This window comes from Sphingobium yanoikuyae (assembly GCF_013001025.1).
Taxonomy (GTDB): domain Bacteria; phylum Pseudomonadota; class Alphaproteobacteria; order Sphingomonadales; family Sphingomonadaceae; genus Sphingobium; species Sphingobium yanoikuyae_A.
This window is the reverse complement of record NZ_CP053021.1, coordinates 2,866,071-2,885,844: the sequence shown is the minus strand read 5'-3', so window position 1 is coordinate 2,885,844 and position 19,774 is coordinate 2,866,071. Positions and strand designations below refer to the sequence as shown.

Below are 19,774 nucleotides of genomic sequence, written 5' to 3'. Positions count from 1 at the left end.
CGATGGTGCAGCCTGTGCGCAATGGTCGCGGGTGCTCGGGATGCGATCAGGCGCATCAATAGGTTGATCTCGATCAGCCCTGGCGCTCCGGCGCAAGGTGGCGCTTGCTTTCGTGCGGAAATGCCCCTTAGTCGGCACCTCCGTCACGGCAACGACAACAGGATGATAATGGGCAAGGCGAAATTTGGCTCCGTCAGCGGGCGCACGGATGCATGGGCGGCGCTGGGCCTGTTCCTCGGGATTGCCTTCTTCCTGGTAAGCGGCGCTGTCGCCTATCTCAATATCCAGGGCCTGGGCGAGAGCGACCGGGCGATCCGCCATACCCATAATGTGCTGATTGCGCTCGACGAACTGCTTTCGACCGCGCAGGATGCCGAGACTGGCCAGCGCGGCTATCTGCTGACGAGCGACCGCGGCTATCTGGAGCCCTATGAGAATGCGGTGGCGACCATGCCCGGCCGGCTCGATGCGCTGGCCAGGCTGACCCGCGACAACCCGACCCAGCAGAATAATCTCGCCCGCCTGCGGCGTCATGTCGATGCCAAGCTTGCCGAACTCAGGGAAACGATCGAGGCGCGGCGCAACCAGAGCATCATCCAGGCACTGACGATCGTTACCACCGGCCGCGGCAAGCAGGAAATGGACGCCGTCCGGGCCCAGCTCGACACGATGGCGCGTGAGGAATTGCGACTGCGGGAAATCCGCCTCGCCGACATGGCATCTGCCTCGCAGACCGCGATCATGTCGGGCCTCGTCACCGGCCTTCTGGGCGTGGTGCTGACCATCGCCGTCTATCTGCTGGTACGCCGCAACAGCAAGGCGCGCGCGCGCCAGGCCTGGTTGCAGGCGGGGCATCTGGGGCTGGCCGACGCCATGCGTGGCGACCAGAGCGTCGAGCAACTGGGGGAGGCGATCCTCGCCTTCCTCGCACGCTATCTCGGCTTCCAGGGCGGTGCCCTGTTCAAGGGCGAGGATGGCCAGTTCAACCGCGTCGCGACGCTCGGAGTGCCGGCCGACGCCGACATGCCGCAGCGCTTCGTCGCCAAGGAAGGCCTGCTGGGTCAGGTCGCGGCCGAAGGGCGGGCGCAGCTGCTGCATGACGTGCCCGATCATTATCTGACGATCGGCTCGGCCTTTGGCCGCGATCGTCCCCGCCATCTGCTGATCGTGCCGACCGTGACCGACGGCATCGTCAATGCGGTGCTGGAACTGGGCGCCTTCGATCCGGTCGATGACCGTGTGCTCGAACTGTTGGAGGAAGCGAGCGCCGGCATGGGCATCGCACTGCGTTCGGCCCGTTTCCGCGCCCGGTTGCAGGACGCGCTGGAGGAAACCCAGCGCCAGGCCGAGGAATTGCAGGCCCAGGGCGAGGAACTGCGCGCCAATAATGACGAGCTGGAAACCCAGAGCCGCCAGCTTCAGGACTCCGCCTCCCGCCTGGAGGCGCAGCAGAGCGAACTGGAACAGACCAATGTCCAGCTGGAGGAGCAGGCCCGCCACATGCAGGCGCAGCGCGACGATCTCGCCCGTGCCCAGCTGTCGCTCCAGCAACAGGCCGCCGAGCTGGATCAGGCCAGCCGCTACAAATCCGAATTCCTCGCCAATATGAGCCATGAGCTGCGCACGCCGCTCAACTCGCTGCTCATCATGGCACGCCTGCTGGCGGAAAATCGTGCCGGCAATCTCAGCGCCGATCAGGTGCGTCATGCCGAGACGATCGAGACGTCGGGCAATGACCTGCTGACCCTGATCAACGACATTCTCGACATTTCCAAGATCGAGGCGGGCAAGCTGGAATTGCAGCCGCGTTCGGTGCGGATCGCGCCGATGCTGGACAAGCTGCAGGCGATCTTCGCGCCTTCGGCCCAGGCCAAGGGCCTGTCCTTCCGCCTCGCCGCCGGCGCCGATCCGGTCGAGATCGAAACCGATCCGCAGCGCGTCGAGCAGGTGCTGAAGAATTTCCTGTCCAATGCGATCAAGTTTACCGATCGGGGCGAGGTCGCGCTGACCGTTGGTCGGCATGCGGACGGCCGGGTCGCCTTCACCGTGCAGGACAGCGGCGTCGGCATTGCGGAAGCGCAGCAGAAGCTGATCTTCGAACCTTTCCGCCAGGCCGATGGCACGATCAGCCGCAAATATGGCGGCACTGGTCTTGGCCTCTCCATCTCGCGCGAACTGGCGCGGCTGTTGGGCGGCGAACTGCGCGTCGAAAGCCAGCCGGGTGAGGGCAGTGCCTTCTCGCTGCTGCTGCCCGATCGCTTCGATCCCGCGCTCAGTCATCTGCCTTCGATCAGCCTGGCCGAAGCGCCGCGCCCCCAGCCGGTGGCGCCCGCGCGCCAGCGTGTCGCCAGCCTGGTCGATACCCAGGATGATCGCGAAACCCTGTCCGGGGATTCGCGCCTGATCCTGATCGTGGAGGATGATCCGGTCTTCGCCCGAATCCTGTGCGACATCGCGCATGAACAGGGCTTCCAGTGCCTGATCGCCGGCACCGCCGACGAAGGCGCGCTGATGGCTCGGCAATATCTGCCCCATGCCGTCATCCTCGACATGAACCTGCCCGACCATACCGGCCTGTCGGTGCTCGACCGGATCAAGCGCGACATGCGCACCCGCCACATCCCGGTCCATGTCGTGTCGGTTGATGATGACAGCCAGGCGGCGCTGGCCAGCGGCGCGATCGGCTATCTGTTCAAGCCGGTGAAGCGCGATGCGCTGATCGACATGCTCGAAGGGCTGGAGGCGCGCATGGCCCAGCGCATGCGCCGGGTTCTGGTGGTCGAGGATGACGCCCAGCAGGCCGAGAGCATCAAGCTGCTGCTCGCCTCGCGCGAGGTGGAGACGCTGGAGGCCCATTCGGCCGCCCAATGTTTCGAGATGCTGGGCCGCGAGACCTTCGACTGCATGGTGCTCGATCTCAACCTGCCCGATGCGTCCGGTTTCGATCTGCTCGAACGGCTGAGCGCGGACGACAGCGTCGGCTTCCCGCCGGTCATCGTCTATACCGGCCGCGACCTTGGCGCGGAGGAGGAACTGCGCCTGCGCCGCTATTCCAAGTCGATCATCGTCAAGGGCGCCAAGTCGCCCGAACGGCTGCTCGATGAAGTGACGCTGTTCCTGCATCAGGTGGTGTCGGAATTGCCCGAACCCCAGCAGCAGCTCATCGCCCGTTCGCTCAGCCGCGATGAGGCGCTGGAAGGCAAAAATATTCTGGTTGTCGAGGACGATATACGGAACGTTTATGCCCTCACGAGCATTTTCGAACCCCATGGGGTTCATGTCGGTATCGCACGCAATGGCCGCGAGGCGCTTGTCGCGCTCGAAGAGGCTGCGCGCGCCGAGGCGCCCAAGATCGATCTTGTGCTGATGGACGTGATGATGCCCGAAATGGATGGGCTGACCGCGATGCGCGAAATCCGCAAGCAGGGCTGGGGCGTGGGCCTGCCGATCATCGCGCTCACGGCCAAGGCGATGGCACAGGACCAGCAGGAATGCCTGGCCGCCGGTGCCAACGATTATCTCGCCAAGCCGCTTGACGTCGACAAGTTGCTCAGCCTGGTGCGTGTATGGATGCCGCGCTGATGGAAGAACATTTCGGGCCGCGGGACGAGCTGGAGCTTGACCTGCTGCTCGAAGCGATCTTCCGCCATTATCATTACGACTTCCGCGGCTATTCGCGCGGATCGCTGCATCGCCGACTGGCTCGTGCCCAGCATCAGCATGGCTGCGACAGCCTGTCCCAGCTCCAGCATCTGCTGCTGCGCGATCCCGCCGTGTTCGCCGACCTGATGGGCTTCCTCACCATCCAGGTGAGCGAGATGTTCCGTGATCCCGCCTATTTCCGGGCATTGCGCGAGCAGGTCGTGCCGCATCTCAAGACCTATCCCTCGCTCAAGGTGTGGATCGCCGGCTGCGCCAATGGCGAGGAATTCTACTCGCTCGCGATCCTGTTCCGCGAGGAAGGGCTGGAGGATCGCACGATCTTCTACTGCACCGACATCAGTCCGGCCGCGCTCGAAAAGGCGGAAGCGGGCATCTACGCGATCGATCGTCTGCCGCAATTCAGCGAAAATCATCGGCTCGCGGGCGGGAAGGCCTCGCTGTCCGATTATTATACTGCCGCCTATGGCGCCGCCGTCTTCGACAAGACGCTGCGTCGCCGCGCGGTCTTTGCACAACATAATCTGGCGAGCGACCAGGTCTTCGGGGAGGTACAGCTGGTGTCCAGCCGTAATGTGCTCATCTATTTCGATCGCGAATTGCAGGACCGCGCGCTTGGCCTGTTCGGGGAATCGCTGGTCCGCGGTGGCTTCCTCGGGCTGGGCTCGAAGGAAACGCTGCGCTTCTCGCGCTATTCCGATGGCTTTGCCGATTTCGACGAGGGCGAGAAAATCTATCGCCGCAACCTGCAGGATCTGAAGGCGCTCGACCATGCAGCCTGAGCCCACCAAGATCCTGGCGGTCGACGATGTCGAGGAAAATCTGACCGCGCTTGAAGCGCTGCTGGCGGACGAGGGCGTGACCCTCATCAAGGCGCGATCGGGCATGCAGGCGCTCGAACTGCTGCTGGTGGAGGATGTCGCGCTGGCGCTGCTCGACGTGCAGATGCCAGGCATGGACGGGTTCGAGCTGGCCGAACTGATGCGCGGCACGGAACGGACCCGGCGCGTGCCGATCATCTTCCTGACCGCCGTGGCGACCGACGAGCGACGCCAGTTTCGCGGCTATGAAAGCGGTGCGATCGACTATCTGTTCAAGCCGGTCGACCCCCATATCCTGCGGCACAAGGTCGCCTTGTTCGTCGAACTGTTCCAGCAGCGGCAGGAATTGGCGCGGGAGCGCGACAGCCATGCCGCGGCCTTGGCCCGCATCCAGGCCCATGGCGACAACAGCCCGTTGGCGATCGTCGAAATCGATGCCCAGCGCCATGTCGTTGCCTGGTCCAAGGGAGCGGAGCGGCTGTTCGGCTGGCGTGCGGCAGAGGTGGCGGGTTTTGGCGCGTCCGAACTCAAATGGCTGGACGACAGCCAGCGTGGCGATTTTGCCGGCCTGATGGACGAAATGATCGCCGGCACCGTGCCGCGCACCAACCGCCTGCTGCGCTTCCACACGGCCGAGGGGCTGACCCTCGATTGCGAATGCTATTGCTCGGCGCTGCGCGATGCCGCCGGCCGGCTCTTCTCGATCAGCCTGCAGATCCTCGACGTGACCGAACGCAAGCGGGCGGAGGCAACGCAGAAGCTGCTGATCGGCGAGCTCAACCACCGGGTGAAGAACACGCTGGCGTCGGTCCAGGCGATCGCCACCCAGACCTTGCGCCATTCGTCCGGCCCGTCCGATTTCGCCCCGACCTTCATCGGTCGCATCCACGCGCTGGCCAGCGCCCATTCGCTGCTGAGCGGCGAAACCTGGCAGGCCGCGCGGCTGGGGGATCTGATCGAGGGGCAGGTGACGATCGGCGCGATCGACGGTGAGCGTTTCCATTGGAACGGGCCGGAGGTCGATCTGCGCCCCGAACCGGCGCTGCACCTGGCGCTGGTGCTGCACGAACTGGTGACCAACGCCCATAAATATGGAGCGCTGTCGGCGCCGGCCGGCCGTGTCGAGCTGGAATGGCGTCTGACCAATGACCAACTGGTTCTGGATTGGCGCGAACGCGGCGGTCCGCCGGTTGCGCCGCCCAGCCGTCGCGGCTTCGGCACCGCGCTGATCGAGCGCAGCCTGCGTTCCGACGGCGGCAGTGCCCAGCCCCATTACGGCGCCGAGGGCATGGGATGGACGCTGACGCTGCCCTATGCCTCCAGCCCGCGCCTGCGCAAGAAGGCGCGTCCGGCGCCCCGAGAGCAGGGCGCGAGCGGCAGTGGCAGTGACGGCAAGGCGCATCTGGGCGGCCGCCGCCTGCTGCTGATCGAGGATGAGCCGCTGGTCGCCTTTGAACTGGCCGCGACGCTGGAGGATGCGGGCGGCCATATCGTCGGGCAGGCTGCGACCGTGGCCGATGCGCTGGCCCTGATCGATCAGGCGGAGTGCGATCTGGTGCTGCTTGACGGCAATCTCCAGGGTGAGGGCGTGGAGCAGGTTGCGCGCGTCCTGGCGGACCGGGCCATGCCCTTCCTGTTCGTCAGCGGCTATGGGCGCGATCATCTGCCCGAGGCGTTTGATGCGGTGCCGGTGATCGAAAAGCCATTCAAGGTCGCCGACTTGATCGACGCGATTGCCAAATTGGCGGTGCCGGCAACCCAGAGGTGATAGGCTCTTGAAGTCAGGACAGGGGGCGTACCGAACCGGGTTCGTTATGCCCTCGGTCGGTCCGCGGTCCGACGGGCATGGCAAGGAAGCAGAACGCAAAAACCCCGGACTTCCGATGTAAGTCCGGGGTTTTTCTGCTTATCGTCCCGAACCGAAGTCCGAGCGAATAAGTTGGTCGGGGAAAGAGGATTCGAACCTCCGGCCCCTGCCTCCCGAAGACAGTGCTCTACCAGGCTGAGCTATTCCCCGACCGATGCCGAAGCCGCTTTTGGGGCGGCCCCGTAAGGCAGGAGTGCGCCTATAGAGAGGGGTTTGAGGGCTGGCAAGCCACCTGATGCGCTTTTTTGAAAATTCTACAAAAGACCCGCATCGCGGAAGCTGAAACAGCCGCTCGGCGTGTCGATCCGATGGTCGGCCAGATGGATGTCGAGCGCCCGCAGCCGGCGATGCAGGCTACGGGTCAGGGCGATATCGACCGGCTGCGGTGCCGCCGCGCCACGCTGCTGGTGCAGGATGACGCGTCGTGCATCGCTGGCCAGCAGATGGGCGACCAGGCAGGGCCAGTTGCCATCTGGGTGCAGCCGGTCGCGCGGCTGGCCGTCCTCGTCGAGAATCACCAAAGTCAGCATCGCACCCCCTGGGCACAGCCTGTCAGCAATGGGCGTGGAGCGGAGACGCGGAATGATCCGTAGTGGCGGAATGGGGCTGGCCCGGCGGGCAGTCGCATCCGTTACGGCGCGACCTTTGGTCGGGACAGCGGGGCAGGGGGGATGCTACATGGACGGGACGTTCAGATTCACTCCCATCCCAGGATCATCGACCTTGCACGCCATGTCGCCGCAGCCGCCCCATTATGAAGAGCAATATCTCGACCTGATGCGCCATATCTGGCGCCATGGCGACGAGCGGATCGACCGCACCGGCGTTGGCACTCGATCGATCCTGGGCGCGACCCTGCGATTCTCGCTGGCGGACGATGCGGTGCCGCTGCTCACCACCAAGCGGGTCTATTGGAAGGTCGCCGCGCGCGAGATGCTGTGGTTCCTGACTGGCGACACCAATATCCGCGAACTGGTGAAGCAGAATGTCCATATCTGGACCGACTGGCCGCTCGACAGCTACCGCAAGGCGACCGGCGAGGATATCGACCGCGACGCATTCGAGGCGCGAATCATCGAGGATGAGGCCTTTGCCCGGCAATGGGGCGATCTCGGCCCGGTCTATGGCGCCCAATGGGTGAACTGGCCGCGCTACGAGCCGGCCGGCGACGGCCTGTTCCGCCGGGCGGCGCAGGGCCACAACCAGATTGCCGCGCTGGTCGATGCGATTCGCACCAACCCCGGTTCGCGCCGCCTGCTCTTCACCGGCTGGAATGTCGCGGAGGTGGCACAGATGGCCTTGCCGCCCTGCCACATGACCTATCAGTTCCAGGTGTCGGACGGCCGCCTCAACGGCCTGCTCTTCCAGCGCAGCTGCGACCTGGGATTGGGCTTTGCCTTCAACATCTTCGGCCTGTCGATGATCACCCGGATGCTGGCCCAGCAATGCGATCTGGAACCGGGCGAGGTGGTCTGGCAGGGCGGCGACGTCCATCTCTACCTCAACCATGCCGATCTGGTGGAGGAGCAGATCAGCCGCACCCCGGCTGGCGCGCCAAAGCTGCGGATCAATCGTCGGCCTTCGAGCATTTTCGACTATAAGATCGAGGATTTCGAGGTGCAGGATTATGCGCCGCAGGCCCATATTTCCGCGCCCGTCGCCGTCTGAGGTGACAGCGAAGGCGACAGGCGAAAAGGAATTGGGTCAGTAAGGCTTGCCTTGCGCGGCGTTGAAATATAATAATTGCCACAAGCAATATTATTGCAACGCACAATAGGAGGCAGGATGACCGATTCGATCGAATCCGGCGCTGTGACGGACGGGCAGGGGCGCAACCTGCCGCCGCTGCAGCTGCATGTGCCCGAGCCGCCCGCGCGGCCCGGTGAAAGCGCGGACTTCACCCATTTCGACATTCCCGCGGCCGACGCGGCGCCGCGCCCGGACGAGGCGACCCATCCTTCGCAAATGCGCGACTTCGCCTATGGGCTGGTCCGCGTCCTGGACGAGGATGGCCATGCGGTCGGCGCCTGGGACCCCAAGTTGCCGGCCGAAACGCTGCTGCGGATGCTGCGCTACATGGCGCTGACCCGCGCCTTTGACGGCCGCATGTTCCGTGCCCAGCGCCAGGGCAAGACCAGCTTCTACATGAAGTCGACCGGCGAGGAGGCGGTGTCGATCGGCGCCGCGCTTGCCCTGTCGCGCGACGACATGTGCTTTCCCTCCTATCGCCAGCAGGGCATATTGATCGCGCGCGACTGGTCCATCGTCGACATGATGAACCAGATCTACTCGAACAAGGGCGACCGGATGAAGGGGCGCCAGCTGCCGATCATGTATTCGGCGCGCGAGGCCGGCTTCTTCTCCATCTCCGGCAACCTCACCACCCAATATCCCCAGGCGGTGGGCTGGGCGATGGCGAGCGCGGCCAAGGGCGACACCCGCATCGCCGCGACCTGGTGCGGCGAGGGCTCGACCGCGGAGGGCGACTTCCATTCGGCCTGCACCTTCGCCAGCGTCTATCGCGCCCCGGTCATCATGAATGTGGTGAACAACCAGTGGGCGATCAGCAGCTTCTCCGGCTTTGCCGGGGCAGAGGCGACCACCTTCGCTGCGCGCGCGATCGGCTATGGCATTGCCGGGCTGCGCGTCGATGGCAATGACGTGCTGGCCGTCTATGCCGCCACCCGCTGGGCCGCGGATCGCGCCCGCGCCAATGGCGGCCCGACCCTGATCGAGCATTTCACCTATCGCGTCGAAGGACACAGCACGTCCGACGATCCGACCGCCTATCGCTCGGCCGAGGAAAGCAGCAAATGGCCGCTCGGCGATCCGATCGCGCGGCTGAAACAGCATTGCATCACGCTGGGCATCTGGGACGAGGAACGCCACGCCGCGATGGACCAGGAACTGGCCGAGATGGTCCGCGACGCCGCGCGCGAGGCCGAAAAGAACGGCATATTGGGCCATGGCCTCCACCATCCGATGGAAAGCATGTTCCAGGACGTGTTCGAGGACATGCCCTGGCACCTGAAGGAACAGCAGCAGCAGATGCTCGACGAATGGAAGGCGGCAGGGCTGTGAACGACATGCGCATGGAAACGGTCGCCGTCGGCGGCCAGGACGAGCCCGTCCAGATGAACATGATCCAGGCGATCAACAGCGCGCTGGACGTGATGATGGGCCGCGACCCCGATGTCGTGGTGATGGGCGAGGATGTCGGCTATTTCGGCGGCGTGTTCCGCGCCACCGCGGGCTTGCAGCAGAAATATGGCAAGAACCGGGTGTTCGACACGCCGATCACCGAATGCGGCATCATCGGCGTTGCGGTCGGCATGGGCGCCTATGGCCTGCGGCCGGTGCCCGAAATCCAGTTCGCCGACTATATCTATCCCGCGCTCGACCAGCTGGTGAGCGAGGCGGCGCGGCTGCGCTATCGCTCGGCCGGCGAGTTCATCTCGCCGATGACGGTGCGCTCGCCCTTTGGCGGCGGCATCTTCGGCGGCCAGACCCACAGCCAGAGCCCGGAAGGCATCTTCACCCATGTGTCCGGGGTCAAGACGGTGATCCCGTCCACCCCCTATGATGCAAAGGGCCTGCTGATCGCCGCGATCGAGGATAATGACCCGGTCATCTTCTTCGAACCCAAGCGCATCTATAACGGCCCGTTCGACGGCCATTATGACACGCCGGCCAAGAGCTGGGCGGGCCACGCAGATGCCCAGGTGCCGCAGGGCTATTATCGCATCGACCTTGGCAAGGCGCGCATCGCCCGATCCGGCGAGGCGCTGACCATCCTCTGCTATGGCACGATGGTCCATGTCGTTGAAAACACCGTGGCAAAGCTGGGTATCGATGCCGAAATCGTCGACCTGCGCAGCCTGGTGCCGCTCGACATCGACACGATCGAGGCGTCGGTCAGGAAGACCGGCCGCTGCCTGATCGTGCATGAAGCGACGCGGACCAGCGGCTTTGGCGCCGAACTGTCGGCGCTGGTGCAGGAACGCTGCTTCTACCATCTCGAAGCGCCGATCGAGCGCGTCACCGGCTTCGACACGCCCTATCCGCACAGTCTGGAATGGGCCTATTTCCCCGGCCCCGTGCGCATCCGCGAAGCCATCAACAAGATCATGAAGGACTGAGGGCTATGGCTCTTTTCACATTCAAGCTGCCGGACATCGGCGAAGGCATTGCGCAGGCGGAGATTGTCGGTTGGCACGTTCAGGTCGGCGACCGGGTCGAGGAAGACCAGCCGATCGCCGACATGATGACCGACAAGGCGACGGTCGAGATGGAAAGCCCGGTCGCGGGCACGGTCGTCCGCTTGGCCGGCGAGCCGGGCGATCAGGTGTCGATCGGATCGATGCTGGTCGAGATCGAGACGGAAGGCGAGGGGGCGGTTGCCGCCCCTGCGCCGTCGGTCGAAACGGCCGAGGCCTCCATTGATGCTCCCCTCCCTTCCAGGGAGGGGCCGGGGGTGGGTGGCGAGCAAAGCGAGCTGCCTGCCGTTGAGCCAGAAGCACCGGCTTCGCCGGTACCCACCCCTAACCCCTCCCTGGAAGGGAGGGGGCCTGATGTTGCCGCCCCCATCCTCGCGTCCCCTGCCGTCCGCGCACGCGCCAGGGAACTGGGTGTCGATCTCGCCCTGGTGAAGCCGAACGGCGACCATATCCGCCACGCCGATCTCGACGCCTATCTGCTCTACGGTGCGGGGCAGGGCTATCGCCCGGCCGGCCGCGTGGCACCGCGCGCCGACGAGCAGGTGAAGGTGATCGGCATGCGTCGCCGCATTGCCGAGAATATGGCCGCGTCCAAGCGCAACATCCCGCACTTCACCTATGTCGAGGAAATCGACGTCACCGCGCTGGAGGAGGCGCGGGCACAGCTCAACGCCCATCGCGGCGATCGGCCCAAGCTCACCATGCTGCCGCTGCTGATCGTGGCGATCTGCAGGACGTTGCCTGACTTCCCGATGCTCAACGCCCGTTATGATGACGAGGCGGGCGTGGTGACGCGCCATGGTGCCGTCCATCTCGGCATGGCGACGCAGACCGACGCAGGTCTGATGGTGCCGGTGATCCGCGACGCGCAGGACAGGAATGTCTGGCAGCTGGCGACCGAGATCCGCCGCCTTGCCGACGCGGCGCGCAGCGGCAAGGCGACGTCGGCCGAACTGTCGGGTTCCACCCTGACCCTGACCTCGCTCGGCCCGCTCGGCGGCATCGCCACCACCCCGGTCATCAACCGGCCCGAAGTGGCGATCATCGGCCCCAACCGCGTGATCGAGCGCCCCATGTTCCGGGGGGAGGAGATCGTCGCGGCAAAGCTGATGAACCTGTCGATCAGCTGCGACCATCGCGTCGTCGACGGATGGGACGCCGCCAGCTTCGTCCAGGCCGTGCGCAAGCTGCTGGAAACGCCGGTCCTGCTGTTCGAGGGCTGATGAATGCACGGGACCGGGGCGGCCAACGTCGCCCCGGTCCCGCCTGCGTCAGCGCACCTGCGCCCGATAGGTCAGCCGTCCCGATTGTCCCGGTGCCACGCTGTCGGGCAGGCGCCAGCGTATATGGGTAATATCCTCGGGCGTAGCGTGGCGGACACCGCCCAGCGGCGTCGGCAGCCATAATTGATCCAGTCGACCCCAATGGGCGCCGCCATCGACCGATGCCTGCATGGCGGGATCGGTCGGGTCGAGCAGGGTGCCGCGCGGCACCTGGCGAACCACGGTCAGCCCATGGGCCGTCCGGCTGCCTTCATGGCGCCAGTCGACCACGACGATCAACTGGTCGCCCGACATGGCGCGTTCGGCATTGGCGATGGTGCGGCGCGGGCGGCCATTAATGTCGGTCTGCACCCGTTCGACGAAGGTCCGGCTGTCGAGCCGCATGTCCTGCGCACCAGCCTGCCAGGATGCGGTCATGCCTGCGATCAGGCCCAGTCCCGCGATCAACCCTCTTGCCATGCGATATCCCCCTTATCGAATGTCCGCATCTCCTACGGCCAGTCTCCCCAATATTTGGTTAAGCCCCTGTTTGCCGTCTTCCTGATGCGATTCGCCGATGGCATTTGACCGGCCGGAGCGCCGGGTGCAGAGCGGCAGGGCTGCTGCACAGGGGACGGATCGGGCGTGACCACCAACGAGGAACTGGAAGTCAATCGGCGGCGCGACCGTTTGCTGGCGTCGATCGCCTTGTCCTCGGGCGTCGGTCTGTTGCTGGCCTTGCCCTTCGCCCTGCGCGCGGGCGCCGAATTTTTCCTGCCGCTGACGGCTGCTCTGGTGATCGCGATCGCGCTGGTGCCGCTGCTTGAATGGCTGGAGCGGCGCGGGCTGCCCTCGGGCCTGTCGGCGCTGCTGGCGGTCATTGCCTTCCTCAGTGTCGCCAATACCGCGCTGGTGCTGATCGTGGTGCCGGCGACCGACTGGTTCCGCATCCTGCCCGAACGCCTGCCCAAGATTCAGGCGACGCTGGCGCCGCTCATCGATTTCTATTCCCAGGCCCAGCGATTCGTTGACGAAACCGTCCAGATGCTGGTCGCGGGGCCGGCATCGGTCGCGCACAGGGCGGCGGTGGAAACGCCCGGATCGCTGCTGCAGTTCGCGGCCGCCTCCGCCCCGTCGGCGATCATCCAGATGGTGTTCGCGCTGCTCATCATCTATTTCTTCCTTGCCGGCTGGACCCGGCTGCGCCGCCGCACGATCAACAGCCGGGGCAGTTTCGACGGCGCCATGGCGGTCGCGCGGGTGATCCAGAATGTGGTCGACGCAACCTCCGCCTATGTGATGACGATCGCCACCATCAACCTGTGCCTCGGCCTCGCCGTGGCGCTGGCGCTCTGGCTGATCGGCATGCCATCGCCCTGGATGTGGGGCGGCATCGTCGCACTGCTCAACTTCATTCCCTATTTCGGGCCGATGCTGGCCGCCGTGCTGCTGGCGCTGGGCGGCCTCATGGTGTTCGATGATGTCTGGACGGCGCTGCTGCCCGCTTTCCTCCAGATCGGCTTCCATCTGGTGGAGGCCAATGTCATCACCCCCACCATCCTTGGCCGTCGCCTGACGATGAACCCGCTGCTGATTCTCGTCTCGCTGACCTTCTGGGGCTGGGTCTGGGGCACGCCCGGTGCGCTGCTCGGCGTTCCGTTGCTCATCATCGTGCAGACCGTCGTGGCCGCCGCCGGCACGCCCGACATTGCCGGTTTCCTGTTCGAACAGGGGACGCTGACGGTCAGCCGTCGCAAAGAAAATGCAACAAGTGAAGAAACTGATGGCGAGGACGGTTGACAGCTTGGCCGGACCCGCATAGACGGCCGCCCACACCGAACGCGGGTGTAGCTCAGTTGGTTAGAGCGCCGGCCTGTCACGCCGGAGGTCGCGGGTTCGAGCCCCGTCACTCGCGCCACTTTCCCTGACCGGAAAGTCGGAAGGTAAACAGATTTGCATCATCTGGTGACCATGGGTCACGATAGGATGCCGCCCTGCGCGGGTGTAGCTCAGTTGGTTAGAGCGCCGGCCTGTCACGCCGGAGGTCGCGGGTTCGAGCCCCGTCACTCGCGCCACTTCATTCCCGAAGTGATCCGATCGCCAGGCGATCCTTTTTCCTCACATCGATACAGGCCAGCGGGCCGACACCAACGGCATCGGCCCGTGACGATTCGTCTCAGAGATGTTCGCCCGTCACATGTGGCGGCAGCGGTTCGTTGGCGAGCCAGCGATAGACGCCGCCGGCGGCCAGCGCGCCGATGATCGGCGCCACCCAGAACAGCCAGAGCTGATGCAGCGCCAGCCCGCCGACCAGCAGGGCAGGGCCGGTGCTGCGCGCCGGATTGACCGAGGTGTTGGTGACCGGAATGCTGATCAGGTGGATCAGCGTCAGCGCCAGGCCGATCGCGATCGGGGCAAAGCCCGCCGGCGCGCGGCTGTCGGTCGCGCCCAGAATGACGCTCAGGAAGCCGAAGGTCAGCACCATCTCGATCGCCAGCCCCGATTCGAGCGTGTAGCCGCCTGGCGAATGCAGGCCATAGCCATTGACCGCCAGGCCGTTGGGCGCCAGCTCATAGCCCGGCTGGCCGCTGGCGATGAACAGCAGCAGGGCGGCTGCGATCACCGCGCCCACCAGTTGCACGACGATATAGGGGGCGATGTCGCGGGCCGGGAAGCGGCCGCCGGCCCACAGGCCGATCGTCACCGCCGGGTTGAGGTGGCAGCCCGAAATATGGCCGATGGAAAAGGCCATGGTCAGCACCGTGAGGCCGAAGGCCAGGGCAACGCCCAGCAGGCCGATGCCGACATCGGGAAAGGCCGCCGCCAGCACGGCGCTGCCGCACCCGCCGAACACCAGCCAGAATGTACCGAAACATTCGGCAAACAATCGCTTGCTCAATGGAACCATCAACGCCTCCTGTTGCACTGTGCGCCTGCCACCGGACATGGCTTGAGACCGGTGCGGGGTGGCGCCGCCCGGAGAATGCAGGATGATCGAAGGGGGCGGTCCGCGGCATGGGCGGCCGATGCTGGTGACTGGCGCATGGACATGCCGTTGCCCCCGTTCCCGGCGAGCCGCCTGCATCGCGCATGGTCGCGATGCGTCCGCTATGGTCGCCTAACGCTCAGGGATAAGGCGAAACACCATGGGCTGGGCATCGGGATTAACCCTGACGCCAGCGCCCCGTTTCCATCCAGGCGAGCAGCCGCCGCAGCGGCAGGATCCAGATCCAGATCAGGCCCAGGAAAATATAGACCGGCACCTGGCCCCACATCGGCAACTGGCCGATCAGCGGCGCCAGGCTGCCGACCAGCACGGCCCAGCCCAGGATCAGCCCCAGGATCGCGAACATGCCGGCCGGCTTGCGCCAGCTGGGCTGATGATAATGGCGCGGGTCGATGCTCATCGGAGTCAGGTTGCCTCGATCACGGCGGTTTCGGTCAGGATCATGTCGAGCGGCAGATCCCATGGGTCGGCCGGCACATCATCCAGTTCCTGCGCCGACCAGGCAAGGCCGACGCGCAAGGCATCGGGATGGCGGGCAAAGGCACGGTCATAATAGCCGCCGCCCTGGCCGAGGCGGTTCATCCGCTGGTCGAAACCCAGCAGTGGCGCGATGATGACATCCGGCGCCACCGCGCCGCCTGATGGCTCGGGGTGGCTGGTGCCGAACAGGCCGGGGAACAGCTGGTCCTCCGGCCGCCACAGCAGGAAATCCATGCTGCCCAGTCGATCGAGCACGCGCGGCAACGCCACCTGCTTGCCCATCACGCCCAGTTGCGGGGCCAGACGCTGCGCCGGCGCCTCGTCATCCAGCGCCATGTAGAGCGCGATCACCTGCGCGTCGGCGATACGGTGGGCGAGCGGGGAGGGGACGGCCTTGAACGCCAGCCTGTGGGTCAGCGCGTCGAGCGAGGCGACGAAGTTGCGCCGCCGCTGCCGGGCGATCGCGCGCAGGGTCGACTTGTCGGCGGCATCACTGTCGTCGGGCATGGGGTGCCTTTGCTGGGAAGAGGAGGGTGACGGGACCGCCTTGGCCGTTTGCTGGAATATCCTCTGACGCCTCAACGTCAGGTGGGGACCATGTAGATCGGGCCAGAGCCCGCCCAGGGACAGCCCCCGTGGATGTGATTATCGCCTCAGGGATGTTCGCTAAAGCTCGCACCAGGCAGTGCCCGTCGCCGCCAATCTAGGCGTCGGCGGCGCGGGCGGCAAGAGCCTCGCTCAGCTTTTCTACGCGCGCGGCCAGTGCCTCGACCGCGCGGGCAGCCGGCTCGTCGTCGCCATCCAGCGCCAGCCGCTCCTGTCGGCCGGCTGCGGCGCGCTTCAGTTCGTTGAGTTCGTCCGCCATGAACAGCGCCGCGAACAGCAGCGTGCGCACCTCGGTCAGGCCCGGCGTGCTGCGCTGCGCCTGATAGGCCTTGTCCTCTATGATCTGGGCCAGATGCGCCATATGCGCTTCCTCGCCATCGCGGCAGCGCAACTGATAGGGGCGGCCGGCGATCTGCAACATGATTTCAGCCATCGGTGCGCCCCCGCAATTCCCCGATCAGATCGTCCAGCGATTGCAATGCCGCTTGGGCGGCCATCTGGTCGATGCCGGAATTGCCATGGGGGACAGCCTGCGAAAGGCTGGCCACATTCTGTTCAAGCCGACTGATCGCGCGCTCCAGCGTGCCGATCGCCTGCATCATGCGGTCGCTTGCCATATTTTCTGCATAGCCAATGTTTTCGCCTTGCAAAAGCGCTGTTTGGACGGCTTGCCGCGCGCCACGCCCCGCCTGCGGTTGACGCATGGGGATTGACGCGACAAAGGGAACCCAAATCGACTCGCCCGTTCGCGCGGGCCGTTCCATGCCAGTCATGAAAGACATCTTCCCGCTATGACCGTTTCCGACACGCAGCTCGCCAACGCCATCCGGGCGCTTTCCATGGACGCCGTGCAGGCTGCCAACAGCGGCCATCCCGGCATGCCGATGGGCATGGCCGACGTCGCCACCGTGCTGTTCAAGGATTATGTGAAGTTCGATCCGGCCGCGCCGAAATGGGCCGATCGCGACCGCTTCGTGTTGTCGGCCGGTCATGGCTCGATGCTGATCTACTCGCTGCTGAACCTCACCGGCTATGCCCGTCCGACGATGGACGACATCCGCAACTTCCGCCAGCTGGGTTCGCCCTGCGCCGGCCACCCGGAGAATTTCGAGCTGGCAGGGGTCGAAGCGACCACCGGCCCGCTGGGTTCGGGCCTGGCCACCGCCGTCGGCATGGCGATTGCCGAGCGTCACCTGAACGCCGAATTTGGCGACGATCTGGTCGATCACCGCACCTGGGTGATCGCCGGCGATGGCTGCCTGATGGAAGGCATCAACCATGAGGCGATCGGTCTGGCCGGTCATCTCAACCTCTCGCGCCTGATCGTGCTGTGGGACGACAACAAGATCACCATCGACGGCGCCGTTGACTTATCGAGCAACGAAGATGTCCGCGCCCGCTATGCCGCCACCGGCTGGCATGTCGTGTCGTGCGACGGCCATGACGTTGCCGATGTGCGCCGCGCCATCGACGAAGCACTGGCCGATCCGCGTCCCTCGCTGATCGCCTGCGCCACCAAGATCGGTTATGGCGCGCCGAACAAGGCTGGCACCTCGGGCGTCCACGGCTCGGCACTGGGCGAGGCCGAAGTCGCCGCCGCCCGCGAATTTCTCGGCTGGACCGCCGAACCCTTCGTGGTCCCCGCCGACATCGACGCCGCCTGGAAGGCGATCGGTGCCAAGGGCGGTGATGTTCGCAAGGCCTGGGAAGTTCGCCTGGCAAATGCTTCGGAAGGCGCCGAATTCTCGCGCCGCATGGCGGGCGAACTGCCGGCCGGCTTCTCGCTCGACGCCTATATCGACAGCCTGATCGCCAACCCGCAGAAGGTCGCCACCCGCAAGGCCAGCGAACTGGCGCTGGGCGCGATCAATGATCTGCTGCCCGAAACCGTCGGCGGCTCGGCCGACCTTACCGGCTCGAACAACACCAAGACCAAGTCCACCGGCCCGCTGACCCGTGACGATTATTCGGGCCGCTATGTCTATTATGGCATCCGCGAATTCGGCATGGCCTGCGCGATGAACGGCATGGCGCTGCATGGTGGCGTGATCCCCTATGGCGGCACCTTCCTGGTCTTCTCCGACTATATGCGCGCCGGGATCCGCCTCGCCGCGCTGCAGGAACAGCGCGTGATCCACGTCCTCACCCATGACTCGATCGGTCTGGGCGAGGACGGTCCGACCCACCAGCCGATCGAACATGTCATGTCGATGCGCATGATCCCCAACCTGGACGTCTATCGCCCGGCCGACATCGTCGAGACGGCGGAATGCTGGGAACTGGCGCTGAAGGATGCGACCGGCCCGTCGGTGCTGGCGCTGACCCGCCAGAACCTGCCGCAGCTGCGCACCGAAAAGAGCGAAAACCTGTCGGCCAAGGGCGCCTATCGTCTGGTCGCCGCGACCGCCGATCGCAAGGTCGTGCTGCTCGCCACCGGTTCGGAAGTCGAGATCGCCGTCGCCACCGCCAAGGCGCTGGAAGAACAGGGCATCGGCGCCGACGTCGTCTCGATGCCCAGCTGGGCCCATTTCGACGCGCAGGACGCCGCCTACAAGGCTGACATCCTGCCCGCCGGCGTGCTGCGCGCCTCGATCGAGGCCGGCACCACCTTCGGCTGGGAACGCTATACCGGCCTTGACGGCCTGCGCTTCGGCATCGACAGCTTCGGCGCGTCGGCTCCGGCCGAAGTGCTCTACGACCATTTCGGCCTGACCGCCGCCAAGATCGCTCCGCAGATCAAGGCCGCGCTCGGCGCCTGAGCCCAAGACCTACACGCAAACCGGGAGACAAGTGCAGTGGCAACGAAGGTAGCAATCAACGGTTTCGGCCGCATCGGTCGTCTGGTGGCGCGCGCCATCCTCTCGCGCACCGACCATGATCTGGAACTGGTGAGCATCAACGACCTGGGCGATGCCAAGGCCAATGCCCTGCTGTTCAAGCGCGACTCGGTCCATGGCAACTGGGCCGGCGAAGTCAGCGTCGACGGCGATTTCCTGGTGGTCGACGGCAAGAAGATCAAGGTGACGGCAGAGCGCGATCCCGCCAACCTGCCGCACGCCGAACTGGGCGTCGAAATCGCCCTGGAATGCACCGGCATCTTTACCAGCAAGGACAAGGCCGGCGCCCACCTGACCGCCGGCGCCAAGCGCGTCGTCATCTCGGCACCGGGCACCAATGTCGACAAGACTGTCGTCTTCGGTGTCAACCATGACGAGCTGACCGCCGACGACATCATCATCTCGAACGCCAGCTGCACCACCAACTGCCTGGCGCCGCTCGCCAAGGTGCTGAACGATTCGATCGGCATCGAACGCGGCTTCATGACCACGATCCACAGCTACACCAACGACCAGAACACGCTGGACCAGATCCACAAGGACATGCGTCGCGCCCGCGCCGCTGCCCTGTCGATGATCCCGACCACCACCGGTGCCGCCCGCGCCGTGGGTGAGGTTCTGCCCGCGCTCAAGGGCAAGCTGGACGGTTCGTCGGTCCGCGTGCCGACCCCGAACGTCTCGGTCGTCGACCTGAAGTTCATCCCCAGCCGTGCCACCACGGTCGAGGAAGTCAACGGCCTGCTCAAGGCGGCGTCGGAATCCGGCCCGCTCAAGGGCATTCTGGGCTATTCGGACGAGCCGCTGGTTTCGATCGACTATAATGGCGATCCGCGCAGCTCGACCGTCGACAGCCTGGAAACGGCCGTGATCGAGGGCAATCTGGTCCGCGTGCTCAGCTGGTACGACAATGAATGGGGCTTCTCGAACCGCATGATCGACACCTCGGGTGTCATGGCGAAGTTCCTCTAAGCCTTCTCAGCCCCGCCGGACCAACCGGCGGGGTTTTTCTTCTGATAT

Annotated in this window: 17 protein-coding genes and 3 tRNA genes; 12 read left to right on the top strand and 8 right to left on the bottom strand. The window is 65.3% G+C overall.

All coding sequences use genetic code 11. The features are described 5' to 3' along the window. Positions 1–168: 168 nt before the first annotated feature. Genes HH800_RS14070 through HH800_RS14060 form a run of 3 tightly spaced genes read left to right on the top strand, consistent with a single transcriptional unit; the run spans position 169 to position 6,249 of the window. Positions 169–3,582, top strand: coding sequence for a response regulator (locus HH800_RS14070; RefSeq protein WP_169861452.1), 3,414 nt, complete (start codon positions 169–171; stop codon positions 3,580–3,582). Continuing rightward, positions 3,567–4,442, top strand: a complete 876-nt coding sequence (locus tag HH800_RS14065; protein WP_048937350.1) for a CheR family methyltransferase — start codon at positions 3,567–3,569, stop codon at positions 4,440–4,442. Before HH800_RS14070 ends, HH800_RS14065 begins: the two co-directional genes overlap by 16 nt. Beyond that, positions 4,432–6,249 carry a response regulator gene (locus tag HH800_RS14060; RefSeq protein WP_169861451.1) on the top strand — a complete coding sequence of 606 codons (1,818 nt, stop codon included), beginning with the start codon at positions 4,432–4,434 and terminating at the stop codon, positions 6,247–6,249. The genes HH800_RS14065 and HH800_RS14060 overlap by 11 nt, the downstream gene beginning before the upstream one ends. A 172-nt stretch (positions 6,250–6,421) precedes the next feature. Here HH800_RS14060 and HH800_RS14055 read toward each other — a convergent pair. Together HH800_RS14055 and HH800_RS14050 are read right to left on the bottom strand one after the other, a co-directional pair. Next, positions 6,422–6,498 (bottom strand) — tRNA-Pro (locus HH800_RS14055). 104 nt (positions 6,499–6,602) lie between these two features. Next, entirely contained in the window at positions 6,603–6,878 is a 276-nt protein-coding gene (locus HH800_RS14050) for a JAB domain-containing protein (RefSeq protein ID WP_037521453.1), read from the bottom strand. Positions 6,879–7,080: 202 nt separating this feature from the next. Between HH800_RS14050 and thyA the strand changes: the two genes are divergently transcribed. The 4 genes from thyA to HH800_RS14030 all read left to right on the top strand — a co-directional run bounded on the left by thyA (position 7,081) and on the right by HH800_RS14030 (position 11,788). After that, positions 7,081–8,016, top strand: coding sequence for a thymidylate synthase (thyA, locus tag HH800_RS14045; RefSeq protein WP_169861450.1), 936 nt, complete (start codon positions 7,081–7,083; stop codon positions 8,014–8,016). A 117-nt stretch (positions 8,017–8,133) separates the two neighbouring features. Continuing rightward, on the top strand, positions 8,134–9,429 hold the full coding sequence (locus HH800_RS14040) for a 3-methyl-2-oxobutanoate dehydrogenase (2-methylpropanoyl-transferring) subunit alpha (RefSeq protein ID WP_169861449.1): 1,296 nt from the start codon (positions 8,134–8,136) through the stop codon (positions 9,427–9,429). 53 nt (positions 9,430–9,482) lie between these two features. Further along, positions 9,483–10,487 carry an alpha-ketoacid dehydrogenase subunit beta gene (locus HH800_RS14035; RefSeq protein WP_069335795.1) on the top strand — a complete coding sequence of 335 codons (1,005 nt, stop codon included), beginning with the start codon at positions 9,483–9,485 and terminating at the stop codon, positions 10,485–10,487. 5 nt (positions 10,488–10,492) lie between these two features. Beyond that, positions 10,493–11,788, top strand: a complete 1,296-nt coding sequence (locus tag HH800_RS14030; protein WP_169861448.1) for a dihydrolipoamide acetyltransferase family protein — start codon at positions 10,493–10,495, stop codon at positions 11,786–11,788. A gap of 48 nt (positions 11,789–11,836) precedes the next feature. Here the strand turns inward: HH800_RS14030 and HH800_RS14025 are convergent, their stop codons facing one another. Continuing rightward, positions 11,837–12,307 carry a hypothetical protein gene (locus tag HH800_RS14025; protein ID WP_169861447.1) on the bottom strand — a complete coding sequence of 157 codons (471 nt, stop codon included), beginning with the start codon at positions 12,305–12,307 and terminating at the stop codon, positions 11,837–11,839. A gap of 165 nt (positions 12,308–12,472) precedes the next feature. Here HH800_RS14025 and HH800_RS14020 point away from each other — a divergent pair, with 165 nt between their 5' ends. The 3 genes from HH800_RS14020 to HH800_RS14010 all read left to right on the top strand — a co-directional run bounded on the left by HH800_RS14020 (position 12,473) and on the right by HH800_RS14010 (position 13,902). Continuing rightward, a complete protein-coding gene (locus HH800_RS14020; protein WP_037507550.1) occupies positions 12,473–13,627 on the top strand; it encodes an AI-2E family transporter in 1,155 nt (384 codons plus the stop codon). A gap of 41 nt (positions 13,628–13,668) precedes the next feature. Continuing rightward, positions 13,669–13,745: transfer RNA gene (locus tag HH800_RS14015), tRNA-Asp, on the top strand. Between the two features lie 80 nt (positions 13,746–13,825). Then, positions 13,826–13,902 (top strand) — tRNA-Asp (locus tag HH800_RS14010). Between the two features lie 101 nt (positions 13,903–14,003). Here the strand turns inward: HH800_RS14010 and aqpZ are convergent. The 5 genes from aqpZ to HH800_RS13985 all read right to left on the bottom strand — a co-directional run bounded on the left by aqpZ (position 14,004) and on the right by HH800_RS13985 (position 16,702). Next, positions 14,004–14,735 (bottom strand): aquaporin Z, encoded by a 732-nt coding sequence (gene aqpZ, locus HH800_RS14005; RefSeq protein WP_026109314.1) that lies wholly within the window; start codon positions 14,733–14,735, stop codon positions 14,004–14,006. A 256-nt stretch (positions 14,736–14,991) separates the two neighbouring features. Then, complete coding sequence (locus HH800_RS14000) at positions 14,992–15,234, bottom strand: DUF2842 domain-containing protein (RefSeq protein WP_169861446.1); 243 nt, start codon at positions 15,232–15,234, stop codon at positions 14,992–14,994. 5 nt (positions 15,235–15,239) lie between these two features. After that, the gene (locus HH800_RS13995; RefSeq protein ID WP_169861445.1) at positions 15,240–15,821 is read right to left on the bottom strand and encodes a 5-formyltetrahydrofolate cyclo-ligase; all 582 of its coding nucleotides are present in this window, start codon (positions 15,819–15,821) and stop codon (positions 15,240–15,242) included. Positions 15,822–16,017: 196 nt separating this feature from the next. Beyond that, positions 16,018–16,353, bottom strand: a complete 336-nt coding sequence (locus HH800_RS13990; RefSeq protein WP_169861444.1) for a cell division protein ZapA — start codon at positions 16,351–16,353, stop codon at positions 16,018–16,020. Beyond that, positions 16,346–16,702, bottom strand: a complete 357-nt coding sequence (locus HH800_RS13985; protein ID WP_169859722.1) for a hypothetical protein — start codon at positions 16,700–16,702, stop codon at positions 16,346–16,348. Before HH800_RS13985 ends, HH800_RS13990 begins: the two co-directional genes overlap by 8 nt. 9 nt (positions 16,703–16,711) lie before the next feature. Here HH800_RS13985 and tkt point away from each other — a divergent pair, with 9 nt between their 5' ends. Together tkt and gap are read left to right on the top strand one after the other, a co-directional pair. Further along, a complete protein-coding gene (tkt, locus tag HH800_RS13980; RefSeq protein ID WP_169861443.1) occupies positions 16,712–18,679 on the top strand; it encodes a transketolase in 1,968 nt (655 codons plus the stop codon). Positions 18,680–18,715: 36 nt separating this feature from the next. Next, positions 18,716–19,726 (top strand): type I glyceraldehyde-3-phosphate dehydrogenase, encoded by a 1,011-nt coding sequence (gene gap, locus HH800_RS13975; RefSeq protein ID WP_004211711.1) that lies wholly within the window; start codon positions 18,716–18,718, stop codon positions 19,724–19,726. Positions 19,727–19,774 lie beyond the last annotated feature (48 nt).

Coding starts and splice junctions, on each gene's coding strand:
- HH800_RS14040 (WP_169861449.1), top strand. CDS start 8,134: ATGACCGATTCGATCGAATCCGGCGCTGTGACGGACGGGCAGGGGCGC.
- HH800_RS14065 (WP_048937350.1), top strand. CDS start 3,567: ATGGATGCCGCGCTGATGGAAGAACATTTCGGGCCGCGGGACGAGCTG.
- HH800_RS14070 (WP_169861452.1), top strand. CDS start 169: ATGGGCAAGGCGAAATTTGGCTCCGTCAGCGGGCGCACGGATGCATGG.
- HH800_RS14050 (WP_037521453.1), bottom strand. CDS start 6,878: ATGCTGACTTTGGTGATTCTCGACGAGGACGGCCAGCCGCGCGACCGG.
- HH800_RS14000 (WP_169861446.1), bottom strand. CDS start 15,234: ATGAGCATCGACCCGCGCCATTATCATCAGCCCAGCTGGCGCAAGCCG.
- HH800_RS14025 (WP_169861447.1), bottom strand. CDS start 12,307: ATGGCAAGAGGGTTGATCGCGGGACTGGGCCTGATCGCAGGCATGACC.
- HH800_RS14030 (WP_169861448.1), top strand. CDS start 10,493: ATGGCTCTTTTCACATTCAAGCTGCCGGACATCGGCGAAGGCATTGCG.
- tkt (WP_169861443.1), top strand. CDS start 16,712: ATGACCGTTTCCGACACGCAGCTCGCCAACGCCATCCGGGCGCTTTCC.
- thyA (WP_169861450.1), top strand. CDS start 7,081: ATGTCGCCGCAGCCGCCCCATTATGAAGAGCAATATCTCGACCTGATG.
- HH800_RS13985 (WP_169859722.1), bottom strand. CDS start 16,702: ATGTCTTTCATGACTGGCATGGAACGGCCCGCGCGAACGGGCGAGTCG.
- HH800_RS13995 (WP_169861445.1), bottom strand. CDS start 15,821: ATGCCCGACGACAGTGATGCCGCCGACAAGTCGACCCTGCGCGCGATC.
- HH800_RS13990 (WP_169861444.1), bottom strand. CDS start 16,353: ATGGCTGAAATCATGTTGCAGATCGCCGGCCGCCCCTATCAGTTGCGC.
- HH800_RS14035 (WP_069335795.1), top strand. CDS start 9,483: ATGAACATGATCCAGGCGATCAACAGCGCGCTGGACGTGATGATGGGC.
- aqpZ (WP_026109314.1), bottom strand. CDS start 14,735: ATGGTTCCATTGAGCAAGCGATTGTTTGCCGAATGTTTCGGTACATTC.
- HH800_RS14060 (WP_169861451.1), top strand. CDS start 4,432: ATGCAGCCTGAGCCCACCAAGATCCTGGCGGTCGACGATGTCGAGGAA.